The 11,276-nt window shown below is 67.0% G+C and carries 15 protein-coding genes and 1 pseudogene; 14 read left to right on the top strand and 2 right to left on the bottom strand.

The window, feature by feature from the left end; all coding sequences use genetic code 11:
* Nucleotides 1-600, top strand: a pseudogene (locus BMZ25_RS20750) (hypothetical protein); the annotation flags it as partial.
* 82 nt (nt 601-682) lie between these two features.
* Here the strand turns inward: BMZ25_RS20750 and mdh are convergent.
* Nucleotides 683-1,645: a malate dehydrogenase gene (mdh, locus tag BMZ25_RS05875; RefSeq protein WP_092690021.1), complete on the bottom strand. Its 963-nt coding sequence runs from the start codon at nt 1,643-1,645 to the stop codon at nt 683-685.
* Nucleotides 1,646-1,799: 154 nt separating this feature from the next.
* Between mdh and BMZ25_RS05870 the strand changes: the two genes are divergently transcribed.
* The 11 genes from BMZ25_RS05870 (at nt 1,800) to BMZ25_RS05820 (ending at nt 9,629) form a co-directional block, all read left to right on the top strand.
* A complete protein-coding gene (locus tag BMZ25_RS05870; protein ID WP_092690018.1) occupies nt 1,800-2,552 on the top strand; it encodes a sulfite exporter TauE/SafE family protein in 753 nt (250 codons plus the stop codon).
* A gap of 248 nt (nt 2,553-2,800) precedes the next feature.
* Nucleotides 2,801-3,673: an HpcH/HpaI aldolase/citrate lyase family protein gene (locus BMZ25_RS05865; protein WP_092690015.1), complete on the top strand. Its 873-nt coding sequence runs from the start codon at nt 2,801-2,803 to the stop codon at nt 3,671-3,673.
* Nucleotides 3,673-4,233, top strand: coding sequence for an NnrU family protein (locus BMZ25_RS05860; protein WP_092690012.1), 561 nt, complete (start codon nt 3,673-3,675; stop codon nt 4,231-4,233). The genes BMZ25_RS05865 and BMZ25_RS05860 overlap by 1 nt, the downstream gene beginning before the upstream one ends.
* A gap of 4 nt (nt 4,234-4,237) precedes the next feature.
* Nucleotides 4,238-4,441 carry a DUF1737 domain-containing protein gene (locus tag BMZ25_RS05855; RefSeq protein ID WP_092690009.1) on the top strand — a complete coding sequence of 68 codons (204 nt, stop codon included), beginning with the start codon at nt 4,238-4,240 and terminating at the stop codon, nt 4,439-4,441.
* Nucleotides 4,441-5,475, top strand: coding sequence for a MaoC family dehydratase (locus tag BMZ25_RS05850; RefSeq protein WP_092690004.1), 1,035 nt, complete (start codon nt 4,441-4,443; stop codon nt 5,473-5,475). The genes BMZ25_RS05855 and BMZ25_RS05850 overlap by 1 nt, the downstream gene beginning before the upstream one ends.
* Before the next feature lie 185 nt (nt 5,476-5,660).
* A complete protein-coding gene (sdhC, locus tag BMZ25_RS05845) occupies nt 5,661-6,044 on the top strand; it encodes a succinate dehydrogenase, cytochrome b556 subunit (RefSeq protein WP_092690002.1) in 384 nt (127 codons plus the stop codon).
* Nucleotides 6,045-6,055: 11 nt separating this feature from the next.
* Nucleotides 6,056-6,427 (top strand): succinate dehydrogenase, hydrophobic membrane anchor protein, encoded by a 372-nt coding sequence (gene sdhD / locus BMZ25_RS05840; protein WP_092689999.1) that lies wholly within the window; start codon nt 6,056-6,058, stop codon nt 6,425-6,427.
* Nucleotides 6,428-6,439: 12 nt separating this feature from the next.
* Entirely contained in the window at nt 6,440-8,242 is a 1,803-nt protein-coding gene (gene sdhA / locus BMZ25_RS05835) for a succinate dehydrogenase flavoprotein subunit (protein WP_092689997.1), read from the top strand.
* Complete coding sequence (locus BMZ25_RS05830; RefSeq protein WP_235859795.1) at nt 8,239-8,535, top strand: hypothetical protein; 297 nt, start codon at nt 8,239-8,241, stop codon at nt 8,533-8,535. The genes sdhA and BMZ25_RS05830 overlap by 4 nt, the downstream gene beginning before the upstream one ends.
* An 8-nt stretch (nt 8,536-8,543) precedes the next feature.
* The gene (locus tag BMZ25_RS05825; RefSeq protein ID WP_235859794.1) at nt 8,544-8,840 is read left to right on the top strand and encodes a hypothetical protein; all 297 of its coding nucleotides are present in this window, start codon (nt 8,544-8,546) and stop codon (nt 8,838-8,840) included.
* A 9-nt stretch (nt 8,841-8,849) separates the two neighbouring features.
* Nucleotides 8,850-9,629 carry a succinate dehydrogenase iron-sulfur subunit gene (locus BMZ25_RS05820; protein ID WP_092689991.1) on the top strand — a complete coding sequence of 260 codons (780 nt, stop codon included), beginning with the start codon at nt 8,850-8,852 and terminating at the stop codon, nt 9,627-9,629.
* Nucleotides 9,630-9,634: 5 nt separating this feature from the next.
* On the opposite strand, the gene BMZ25_RS05815 is transcribed toward BMZ25_RS05820, so the two are convergent.
* A complete protein-coding gene (locus tag BMZ25_RS05815) occupies nt 9,635-10,069 on the bottom strand; it encodes a hypothetical protein (RefSeq protein ID WP_092689986.1) in 435 nt (144 codons plus the stop codon).
* An 81-nt stretch (nt 10,070-10,150) separates the two neighbouring features.
* On the opposite strand from BMZ25_RS05815, the gene BMZ25_RS05810 reads away from it, so the two are divergent.
* Together BMZ25_RS05810 and BMZ25_RS05805 are read left to right on the top strand one after the other, a co-directional pair.
* Nucleotides 10,151-10,348, top strand: a complete 198-nt coding sequence (locus tag BMZ25_RS05810) for a hypothetical protein (RefSeq protein ID WP_092689983.1) — start codon at nt 10,151-10,153, stop codon at nt 10,346-10,348.
* A gap of 20 nt (nt 10,349-10,368) precedes the next feature.
* Entirely contained in the window at nt 10,369-11,220 is an 852-nt protein-coding gene (locus tag BMZ25_RS05805) for an urea carboxylase-associated family protein (protein WP_092689981.1), read from the top strand.
* Nucleotides 11,221-11,276 lie beyond the last annotated feature (56 nt).

Genomic DNA, 11,276 nt, shown 5'->3' with positions numbered 1-11,276 from the left:
TCGGGCGACGGGTCGCAATCGGGCGATCAGTCGGACCAGCAGTCGTCTGGGTCGGAGCAATCCGGCGAGCAGTCGTCGGACGGCTCGGATGACGGCGCCCAGGCGGGCGAACAGGAAGGCCAGCAATCGGGCGAGCAATCGTCCGGTTCGGACGACGCCCAGCAGTCCAGCGAGGGTTCGGAAGGTCGCGAAGAGGTGCAGGACACCGAGGGAGACGGCAGCGTCATCGAGGGCAACGCCTCGACCACGCCCGAGACCGAGGGCGACACATCGGGCGAGTCGAGCGCTCAGAACGACGGCGCCGTGCTGCCGATCCAGCCGGGCGACTACGCCCAGGGCACGCTGGTGGCGAGCTTTGCCCCCGATGGCAGCTTCGCGATGTCGGGCGGCGACCGGATCAGCGACATCACCGGCAGCTACAGCTTCGAGGGCGACAACATGCTGGTGCTGGAAGACGCGAGCGGGCAGGGCCCGACCGACGCCTTTCCGCTGGAATGCGAGATCACCCCGACCGGGCGCGGCTTCAACGTGATGGGGCCGAACGACGGGTGCGGCCCGCTGTCGGGCCTGGTGTTCGAGCGCGCGGTGGAAGGCCAGTAAGCCCCGGGCGCCGCGCCCCATTCTCAAACGAAAAAGACGCGCCGAGGCGCGTCTTTTTTTTGGTCAGGTCGTACGGGCCGGATCAGGCGAGGGTCTCGTCGATTCCCTTGCAGGCGTCGACAAGCCCGCGGACCGAATCGACGGAGCTGTTGAACATCTCCTGCTCGTCCTTGTTCAGGTCGATGTCGACGATGCGCTCGATCCCCTTGTCGCCGATCACCGCCGGAACGCCGACATAGAGCCCCTTGAGGCCGAACGAACCGTCGCACCATGCCGCGCAGGGCAGGACGCGCTTCTGGTCCTTGAGATAGGCCTCGGCCATCTCGATGGCACTGGTGGCGGGCGCGTAGAAGGCCGAGCCCGACTTGAGCAGGCCGACGATCTCGGCGCCGCCGTCGCGGGTGCGCTGAACGATCGCGTCGAGCCTGTCCTGCGTGGTCCAGCCCATCTTCACGAGGTCGGGCAGCGGGATGCCGGCGACGGTGGAGTAGCGGGTCAGCGGCACCATCGTGTCGCCGTGGCCGCCCAGCACGAAGGCCGACACGTCACGCATCGACACGTTGAACTCGAGGCTGAGGAAGTGGCGGAAGCGCGCCGAGTCGAGCACGCCGGCCATGCCGACGACCTTCTCGTGCGGCAGGCCGCTGAATTCGCGCAGGGCCCACACCATCGCGTCGAGCGGGTTGGTGATGCAGATCACGAAGGCGTCGGGCGCGTGCTGCGCGATGCCTTCGCCGACGGCCTTCATCACCTTGAGGTTGATGCCGAGCAGGTCGTCGCGGCTCATCCCCGGCTTGCGGGGCACGCCTGCGGTGACGATGCAGACATCCGCGCCGGCGATGTCGGCATAGTCGGTGGTGCCGGACATCTGCGCGTCGAACCGCTGGGACGGGCCCGATTCGGCGATGTCCAGCGCCTTGCCCTGGGGGGTGCCGTCGGCGATGTCGAACATCACCACGTCACCGAGTTCCTTGATCGCGGCGAGGTGTGCGAGGGTGCCGCCGATCTGTCCCGAGCCGATGAGGGCGATCTTGGGTCTGGCCATGAAACGGGTCTCCGATCCTGTGTCACATCGGCGCGATGGGTAAGCCGATACAGGCCACCGCGCAAGCGCCGCGGTGCGGCAGCGGGGGTGGCCGCCGTCCGGGAGAGGGGCTATGCACCCCGGACCGCACCGATTTTCCGGGGAATCGCCGTTCATGGAGCTCGACCTCACATTCTTCCTGATGGCTGTTCCGGCGGTGCTGTTCGCGGGAATCTCGAAGGGTGGGTTCGCGTCCGGCGCGGCGTTCGCGGCGTCTCCGTTCCTGGCGCTGATTCTCACGCCCGGCCAGGCGATCGGGGTGATGCTGCCGCTCTTGATGCTGATGGACGTCACTGCGCTGCGCCCGTTCTGGAAGCAGTGGGACAAGGGCGCGGCCCGGCGGCTGATCCTGGGCGGTCTGCCGGGGATCGCGCTTGGCGCGGCGCTGTATCGCGTGGCCGAACCGGACGTGTTCCGCTTGCTGATCGGGCTCGTCGCGGTGGGGTTCGTAGCCTATCAGATCGCGCGGAAACGGGGCTGGATCGCCACGGCCGCGCGCCCGTTCTCGCCCGCCGCGGGGTATGGCTGGGGCGGTGTTGCGGGGCTGACGAGCTTTATCAGCCATGCGGGCGGCCCGCCGGCGGCGGTGTATCTCCTGTCCCTGAATCTGACCAAGACGACCTTCCAGGCGACCACGGTGCTGACGTTCTGGATGCTGAATCTACTGAAATTCATTCCCTATGCCGCGCTCGGCATCTTCAGCCGCGAGACCGTGCTGGCGAACATCTTTCTCGCGCCGGTGGCGCCGTTGGGAATCATGCTGGGCGTCTGGCTGCACCGGCGCATCAGCGAGACGTTCTTCTTCCAGCTGACCTACGCTTTCCTGCTAATCACCGGCGGCAAGCTGATCTTCGACGCCCTGACCTGAGCCGTGTCAAGGAAGGGCCGCCACCACATGCAGCGTGGCGAGCAGCATCGGCCCGATGCCGAGCGAAAGAAGGAAGAAGTGGTGTGTCATGGCGTGGCCCCCTGTCCTGGAGGCCCCAGCGTTGCCGCGCACGGCTTCATGTCCCGTAACCCCACCGTACGGTGGGTCGGCCTTCCGCACCGCAGCGGGTTGCGAAATGCGTCCGTTTCGTGCTGTCTCGCGCAAGAATATTTCGAGGGGGTCGAATCATGAAAGCAGACCAACGCCCCTGGCGGTCGGTTCTCTATATCCCTGGCTCCAAAGAGCGTGCTCTGGAAAAGGCCAAGACGCTGCCGGTGGACGCGATCATCTTCGACCTCGAGGATGCGGTCGCCGCCGTGGAAAAGCCTGCGGCCCGGCACACGCTGGCCCAGACGCTCGGCGCGGGCGGCTATGGCCCCCGCGCGCAGCTTGTGCGGATCAACGGGCTCGAGACCGAGTGGGGGCGGGACGACCTGGGTGCGATCGCCGCGGCGGCGCCGCAGGCGGTGCTGCTGCCCAAGGTCAACTCGGCCGCGGATGTCGCCAATGTGGCCGCCCGGCTGGAAGCGCGGGCCGAGACGGCGGACACCGCGATCTGGGCGATGATGGAGACGCCCGAGGGCATCCTGAACGCCGCCGAGATCGCCCGCGCGCCGCGGATGGCGGGTTTCGTCATGGGCACCAACGACCTTGCCAAGGAGCTGGGTTGCCGGTTCCGGGCCGACCGTCTGCCGCTGATGCAGGCGCTGCAGACCTGCCTTCTGGCCGCACGGGCGGCGGGGATCGTCTGCGTCGACGGGGTCTACAACGCGTTCAAGGACGACGAGGGTCTGCGGGTGGAATGTGCCCAGGGCCGTGACCTGGGGATGGACGGCAAGACCCTGATCCACCCGGCGCAGGTCGGCGTCGCGAACGAGGTCTTTGCCCCCACGCCCGAGGAGATCGACCTGGCAGAACGCCAGATCGCCGCCTTCGAGGCGGCCGAGCGCGAGGGGCAGGGCGTGGCAGTTGTCGATGGCCGCATCGTCGAGAATCTGCATATCGTCACCGCGCGGGCGACGCTGGCAAAGGCCGCCCGGATCGCGGAACTGGAGGGATAATGACGATACTCGTTCTGGGCCTCGTCCTGTGGCTTGCGGCGCATCTTCTCAAGCGGCTCGCGCCCGAGGCGCGGGGCGCGATGGAACGGCGGATGGGCCCGGCCTCGAAAGGGGTGATCGCGGCGGTGCTTCTGGTGGCGCTGGTGCTGATCGTGCTGGGCTATCGCTCGGCAGAGTTCTGGCCGGTCTGGTCGCCTCCGCTGTGGACCCGCCACATCAACAACCTCGCGATGCTGTTCGCCGTCGCGCTGTTCGGGCTTGGACATTCCAAGTCGCGTCTGCGGCGGCGCTTTCGCCACCCGATGTTGTGGTCTGTCGTTGTCTGGGCCGCGGCGCACCTGCTGGTGAACGGCGACGTGGCCTCGATCCTGCTGTTCGGCACGATGCTGCTGTGGGCGCTGGCGGAACGGTCACTGATCAACCGCGCCGAGGCCGCGCCCGCGCCGTATGCCGGCGGCAGCTTGGCGGGCGACATCCGCCTCGCCATCATCACGCTGGTGATCTACGGCGTGATCGCGTACGCGCACGTCCTTCTGGGCGTCTGGCCATTTCCGGGGTGAAGACATGCAGATCTACCGACTTCTGACCGGCGACGACACGTCCGCCTTCTGCCACAAGGTGAGCGAGGCCCTGTCGAAGGGCTGGGTGCTGCACGGCTCGCCGTCCTATGCCTATGACGCGGCCAACGGCGTGATGCGATGCGCCCAGGCCGTGACCAAGGAGATCGACGGCGACTACTCTCCCGACATGAAGCTCGGGGCGCAGTGATGTCCAAGACCGATCCGGGCCGCTTCTTCGAGGATTACCGGCTGGGAGAGGTGATCCGCCACGCGGTTCCCCGGACGGTCGGGCAGGGGGAGCGGGCGCTGTACCATGCGCTCTATCCCGCGCGGGGGGCGCTTCACTCGTCCGACACGTTCGCGCAGTCCTGCGGGCTGCCAGTTGCGCCGCTGGACGACCTGATCGCGTTCCACACCGTGTTCGGTAAGACCGTTCCCGACATCTCGCTCAACGCGGTGGCCAATCTCGGCTATGCCGAGGGGCGGTTCCTGGCGCCGGTCTGGCCCGGCGATACGCTGACCTCGGATTCCGAGGTGATCGGGCTGAAGCAGAACTCGAGCGGGAAGACAGGCGTCGTGTGGGTGCGCACCACGGGTCGCAACCAGCAGGGGCGCCCGGTCCTGAGCTATGTCCGCTGGGTGATGGTGCGCAAGCGCGACCCCGAAGCGCCCGCGCCCGAGCCGGTGGTGCCCGACCTGGCCGAGTCGGTGACGCCCGATCATCTTACCGTGCCCGAGGGGCTGCGGTTCGACGGCTACGATTTCGACCGCGCGGGCGAGCCGCATCGCCTGGGCGACTACGCGCCCGGCGAGATCATCGATCACGTCGACGCCGTGACGGTCGAAGAGGCCGAGCACATGATGGCCACACGGCTGTGGCAGAACACCGCTCGCGTGCATTTCGACGCGACCCACCGCGAGGACGGGCGGCGGCTGATCTATGGCGGCCACGTCATCAGCCTGGCGCGGGCGCTGAGCTTCAACGGGCTGGCCAACGCGCAGATGATCGTCGGCCTGAACGGTGGCGCCCATGCGAATCCGTGCTTTGCCGGCGACACCGTGCGCGCCTGGTCCGAGGTTCTGGACTGCGCCGAGACCAATGTGCCGGGCGTCGGAGCGCTGCGGCTGCGGCTGGTGGCGGCGAAGGACGGACCGGGCGACTACGCGCTGAAGGACGACAAGGGCAAGTACCTGCCGCACATTCTGCTGGACCTGGACCTGTGGGTCCTGATGCCGGTGTGACGGTCGGGCAGCGTCCCCCAGCGGGCGGCGCAATTTGTGATCACGCCGCGTCATCAAGTGATCACAAAGGTCGCGAACCTGCGCCAAAGCCGCCCGTTATCGCTCGCCCCCCGTGACTCGGGCGCAAATCTTGCTATCACTCCCATGAAACGCCCTACACTGGGCGCCAGCGATAGGATGATCCAATGGCAGACGTGAACCGGGGCAACAGGCCCCTGTCCCCGCACCTTCAGATTTACCGTCCGCAGATCACCTCAGCCAGTTCCATCTTTACCCGCATCACCGGCAACGGCCTGCTCGTCGGTTCGCTGCTGATCGTGTGGTGGTTTCTGGCTGCGGCGATTTCGCCCGAGGCCTTCGCCGTGGCCGACGGCGTGATTACCTCGTGGTTCGGCGATGTTGTGATGACGCTGTCGCTGCTGGCGCTCTGGTATCACACGCTGGCGGGCGTCCGGCACCTGGTCTGGGACGCCGGTTACGGGCTGGAGCTCGCCACGGCCGAAAAGCTCGGCTGGGGCTGCATCGGCGGGTCGGTCGTGCTGACCATCCTGACGCTGTTCCTGATCTGAGGAGACGAGACATGGCCTTCATGACCGACCGCAAGCGCGCCATCGGATGGGGCTCGGCCAAGTCCGGGACCGAGCATCACTGGCACATGATCCTCAGCTCGGTCGCGCTGCTGATCCTGATCCCGCTGTTCGTCTTTACCTTCGGGCCGATGCTGGGCGAGCCGCACGAAGAGGTCGTCGCCTACTTCTCGCGCCCGTTCCCGGCGATCGTGGCCGGGCTGACGCTGGTCGTCGGCTTCATGCACTTCAAGAATGGGGTGCAGGTGATGATCGACGACTACGTCGAAGGATTGGCGCGCGAGATCGCGATCATCGCGATGACCTGCGTGAGCTATGCCGCCGCGGCGATCGGGGTGTTTGCCCTGGCCCGTCTGGCGCTGTGAAGGAGTGAGTTGATGGCTGCCTACGAATACGAGACGCATACCTACGACGTTGTCGTGGTCGGTGCCGGCGGCTCCGGCCTGCGGGCGACGCTGGGCATGGCCGAGCAGGGGCTCAAGACGGCCTGCGTCACCAAGGTGTTCCCGACGCGCTCGCACACCGTCGCGGCGCAGGGCGGGATCGCCGCGTCGCTGTCGAACATGGGGCCCGACCATTGGCAGTGGCACATGTACGACACGGTGAAGGGCTCGGACTGGCTGGGCGACACCGACGCGATGGAATACCTCGCCCGCGAGGCGCCCAAGGCGGTCTACGAACTGGAACACTACGGCGTGCCGTTCAGCCGGACAGAAGAGGGCAAGATCTACCAGCGGCCCTTCGGCGGCCACACTACCGAATTCGGTGAGGGCCCCCCGGTGCAGCGCACCTGCGCCGCGGCCGACCGGACCGGGCACGCGATCCTGCACACGCTCTATGGCCAGAGCCTGAAGAACCAGGCCGAGTTCTTCATCGAGTACTTCGCCATCGACCTGATCATGTCCGAGGACGGGCAGTGCCAGGGCGTCGTGGCCTGGAAGCTGGAAGACGGCACGATCCACGTGTTCAACGCCAAGATGGTCGTGCTGGCCACCGGCGGCTACGGCCGGGCCTATTTCTCGGCGACCTCGGCGCATACCTGCACCGGCGACGGCGGCGGCATGATCGCGCGGCAGGGCCTGCCGCTGCAGGACATGGAGTTCGTGCAGTTTCACCCCACCGGCATCTACGGTGCCGGATGTCTGATCACCGAAGGCGCCCGCGGCGAGGGCGGTTATCTGACGAACTCGGAAGGCGAGCGGTTCATGGAACGCTATGCGCCGACTTACAAGGACCTCGCCAGCCGCGACGTCGTCAGCCGATGCATGACGATGGAGATCCGTGAGGGGCGCGGGGTCGGGCCGAACTCTGACCATATCCACCTGCACCTCAACCACCTGCCGCCCGAGACGCTGAACCTGCGCCTGCCCGGCATCTCTGAATCGGCCCGGATCTTTGCCGGCGTCGATGTCACGAAAGAACCGATCCCGGTCCTGCCGACGGTGCACTACAACATGGGCGGCATCCCGACGAACTACTGGGGCGAGGTGCTGAACCCGACCGAGGACGATCCCGACCGGGTTGCGCCCGGCCTGATGGCCGTCGGCGAGGCGGGGTGCGCCAGCGTGCACGGCGCCAACCGCCTTGGCTCGAACTCGCTGATCGACCTTGTGGTGTTCGGCCGCGCCGCCGCGATCAAGGCCGCAGAGGTGGTCGACCCCGAGTCGCCGAACGTGCAGCTGAACCAGGCGAGCGTGGACAAGGCGCTCGACCGGTTCGACAGCCTGCGGCACGCCAAGGGCGGCACGCCCACGGCGGATCTGCGGGCCGAGATGCAGAAGGCCATGCAGGACGACGCCGCGGTGTTCCGCACCGAGGAGACGCTCAAGCAGGGGGTCGAAAAGATGACCACGGTCGCGGGCAAGGCCGACGACCTGCACGTCACCGACCGGTCGCTGATCTGGAACACCGACCTGATGGAGACGCTCGAATTGACGAACCTGCTGCCGAACGCGCTGGCAACCGTCGTGGGGGCCGAGGCGCGCAAGGAGAGCCGGGGCGCCCATGCCCACGAGGATCATCCCGACCGCGACGACGAAAACTGGCGGAAGCACACGCTGGCCTACGTCAACGGCAAGGTCGAGCTGAAGTATCGCCCGGTGCACCTGAACCCGCTCCTGGGGCACAACGAGGGCGGCATCGATCTCAAGAAGATCGCACCCAAGGCCCGCGTCTATTGAACCGCGCGGTCTCGTATATCGTCCTGTCGCTCGGCGCTCTTGCGGCGCTGGCGGGGTGCGGGACGATGTCGCCCGAAGCCGCGGCGCGCCTGTGCGAAGAGCAGGCCCGCCGCGCGACCGGGCCCTTCGGACAGGCTGCGATTGGCATCAACCAGGACGGCCCCGTGAGTGGCCTCGAGATCGGCGTGACCTCGGACTACATCCGGGGCCGCGATCCCATGGTGGTCTACGAGGAATGTGTCCGGTCGCGCTCGGGCCAGGGGCCGATCCGTCCGCCGAGGCTCGAGCCTTGAGGGGCGCGGTGCTGATCGCGCTCGGGCTGGCCGCATGCACGCCGGCGAGCCGCGACGACTTTACCCGCGCGGCGGCCCGCAGCGCCGTGCGCCCGGTCATTGCCGAGCGGTTCCCCGGTGTGCCGCTGCAGCCCGCGGTCGATTGCGTGATCAACGGCGCGACGACCAACGAAATCCTGGGCCTCGCCTCCGACAGCGTGACCGGCCCGACGGCGGCGACCGTCGAGACCGTCACGCGCGTCGCACAGAGGCCCCAGACATTGTCCTGCCTGGCATCCGACGGGGTGCCGGCACTGCTGCAATAGGAGAGCGACATGGTCCAGCTGACCCTGCCCAAGAACAGCACGATCAAGACCGGGAAGACCTGGCCCAAGCCCGACGGCGCGAAGAACGTCCGCAAGCTGCAGATCTATCGCTGGAGCCCGGACGACGAAGAGAACCCGCGTCTCGACACGTACTTCATCGACACCGACGATTGCGGTCCGATGGTTCTGGACGCGCTGATCAAGATCAAGAACGAGATCGACCCGACGCTGACCTTCCGCCGCTCGTGCCGCGAGGGGATCTGCGGATCCTGCGCGATGAACATCGGCGGCATCAACACGCTCGCCTGTATCCACGGCCTCGACGAAGTGAAGGGCGACGTGAAGATCTATCCGCTGCCGCACATGCCGGTGGTGAAGGACCTGATCCCCGACCTGACCCATTTCTACGCGCAGCATGAATCGATCATGCCGTGGCTCGAGACCAAGTCGAACACGCCGCAAAAGGAATGGCGTCAGTCCATCGAGGACCGTGAAAAGCTCGATGGGCTGTACGAGTGCGTGATGTGCGCCTGCTGCTCGACCGCGTGCCCGTCCTACTGGTGGAACGGCGACCGCTATCTCGGCCCCGCCGCGCTGCTCCATGCCTATCGCTGGATCATCGACAGCCGCGACGAGGCCACTGGTGAGCGGTTGGATGACCTCGAGGACCCGTTCAAGCTGTATCGCTGCCACACGATCATGAACTGCGCCAAGACCTGCCCGAAGGGTCTGAACCCGGCGAAGGCGATCCAGAACATCAAGAAGATGATGGTCGAACGCGCGGTCTGACACGCCTAGTCCAGCCGCGCGGCGGCGCCGGTCTGCGGATCGATGCGCCACCGCGCGGTGCCCGTCGGGCAGCACCGTGGCTCTCCCGGTTGCGGCATGGTCGTCGTCACCTCGATCCGGTCCGATAGAAAGGCAGCGTCCCTGGGGCGCGTGCCGAACAGGCCGCTGACGGGAACCGACAGGGCGAACCCGGTCGTTGTGCGCCGGAAGATGCCCGCCCGGATCTCGAAATTGCCGGCCGCGCCGACGATGACCGGATAGATCACGCCAAGCGCCGAACGCGCCTGCGCCGGATCCACGTTGTCGGGCAGCCAGTATCCGCCGGCTGCAAGGGGCCGGCCGTCGCCGAGGCTGCGGTCGAGCAGGCCGTCGAGGTCGCCCCAGTCCTGCGCGGCAGCACAAGTGGTCCAGAGGGCGAGCAGAATGGCGAGCGCACGCATGAGGAGGGCTCCGAGACAGATGCCACAGCATTTTCGGGCTATCGGCGATCCGGTCAATCCCGCCATTGACAGGGGGCGCCCATGCTTCCGGTTCTGATTGTCCTGGCGGTTGGCGCCTATGCCTGGCTCTACTGGCGCTGGTCCCGCACCACATTGACGCGGAACTGCCGCTGGCGCGAGGATCGGCGCAACGGCATCTGGGTCTGCGACTTCTGCGGGGCGACGACCGAGACCGATAATAACAAGCGCCCCCGCGCCTGCCTGCGCAACGGGGGCTGACGACGAGGAGACCCGCCCCGATGACCGACGCCCCGCCCGATGCCGAGGCCCGCCGCGCGGCGGCGCCAGTGATCTGCTATCCCGACGACACGTTGCCGCCTCCCGACATGGCGCTCTATCAACGGGCGCGAGAGGACATGTGGCTGGTCGACAGCGTGACCGTTCCACCGCGCGAGGCGCGTTGCTTCCGTGCCGCGGCGGGGCAGGTGGTGCGCATCGTCTCGACCGAGGGGCCGCAGGTGGGCGACCTGAACCTCTGGTCCGCATCGACGCTGGCCGAGCGGTTCTACTCCGGCAAGACGCGGGCGCTGCACGGCTCGCATGTCACGACCGGTGATCGTCTCTGGTCGTGCTTTCCCTATCTGCGACCGATGGCGACCCTGACCGCCGATACGCTCGACTGGTACGGAATCGACCCGCATGGCGGCGCGGTTCACGACGTCATCGGCACCCGTTGCGATCCCTATACGCACCGATTGCTGTCGGGCGATGCCTATCACCATTGCTGCCATTCGAACCTGACGCGGGCCCTGGCGGACGAGACGGGGCTTCCGCTGCACGAGGTCGAGGCGCATGTCCACGACGTACTGAACGTCTTCATGTGCACCGGTTTCACGCCCGACACCCAGCAGTATTTCATGAAGGCGAGCCCGGTGAGGCCGGGGGATTACCTGGAATTCCTTTCCGAGATCGACCTGCTCGGCGCCCTTTCGGCCTGTCCGGGCGGCGATTGCGGCAGCGAACATTCAAGCGATGCGGCAGCCTGTCATCCTTTGATCGCCGAAATCTACCAGCCCGCGTCTGGCGCACTGGAGGGGTGGGTTTCCCCCATGCCGAACGGTTACGACCGCAGCCACGGCGCTTTCGTTTAGGGGTGGAGAAACAGAAGTTCCGGCGAACGCATGGCCGCGCATGACGCTTTGAATTG

Source organism: Tranquillimonas rosea (assembly GCF_900111315.1).
Taxonomy (GTDB): Bacteria; Pseudomonadota; Alphaproteobacteria; order Rhodobacterales; family Rhodobacteraceae; genus Tranquillimonas; species Tranquillimonas rosea.
The sequence above is the reverse complement of the archived record's forward strand: the minus strand, read 5'-3'. Positions and strand labels throughout refer to the sequence as shown.

Bases quoted from the DNA above. Each gene is read 5' to 3' on its own strand.
- mdh (WP_092690021.1), bottom strand. From the start codon at position 1,645: ATGGCCAGACCCAAGATCGCCCTCATCGGCTCGGGACAGATCGGCGGC.
- BMZ25_RS05810 (WP_092689983.1), top strand. From the start codon at position 10,151: ATGCTTCCGGTTCTGATTGTCCTGGCGGTTGGCGCCTATGCCTGGCTC.
- BMZ25_RS05850 (WP_092690004.1), top strand. From the start codon at position 4,441: ATGTCCAAGACCGATCCGGGCCGCTTCTTCGAGGATTACCGGCTGGGA.
- BMZ25_RS05820 (WP_092689991.1), top strand. From the start codon at position 8,850: ATGGTCCAGCTGACCCTGCCCAAGAACAGCACGATCAAGACCGGGAAG.
- sdhD (WP_092689999.1), top strand. From the start codon at position 6,056: ATGGCCTTCATGACCGACCGCAAGCGCGCCATCGGATGGGGCTCGGCC.
- sdhA (WP_092689997.1), top strand. From the start codon at position 6,440: ATGGCTGCCTACGAATACGAGACGCATACCTACGACGTTGTCGTGGTC.
- BMZ25_RS05870 (WP_092690018.1), top strand. From the start codon at position 1,800: ATGGAGCTCGACCTCACATTCTTCCTGATGGCTGTTCCGGCGGTGCTG.
- BMZ25_RS05865 (WP_092690015.1), top strand. From the start codon at position 2,801: ATGAAAGCAGACCAACGCCCCTGGCGGTCGGTTCTCTATATCCCTGGC.
- BMZ25_RS05815 (WP_092689986.1), bottom strand. From the start codon at position 10,069: ATGCGTGCGCTCGCCATTCTGCTCGCCCTCTGGACCACTTGTGCTGCC.
- sdhC (WP_092690002.1), top strand. From the start codon at position 5,661: ATGGCAGACGTGAACCGGGGCAACAGGCCCCTGTCCCCGCACCTTCAG.
- BMZ25_RS05855 (WP_092690009.1), top strand. From the start codon at position 4,238: ATGCAGATCTACCGACTTCTGACCGGCGACGACACGTCCGCCTTCTGC.
- BMZ25_RS05805 (WP_092689981.1), top strand. From the start codon at position 10,369: ATGACCGACGCCCCGCCCGATGCCGAGGCCCGCCGCGCGGCGGCGCCA.
- BMZ25_RS05860 (WP_092690012.1), top strand. From the start codon at position 3,673: ATGACGATACTCGTTCTGGGCCTCGTCCTGTGGCTTGCGGCGCATCTT.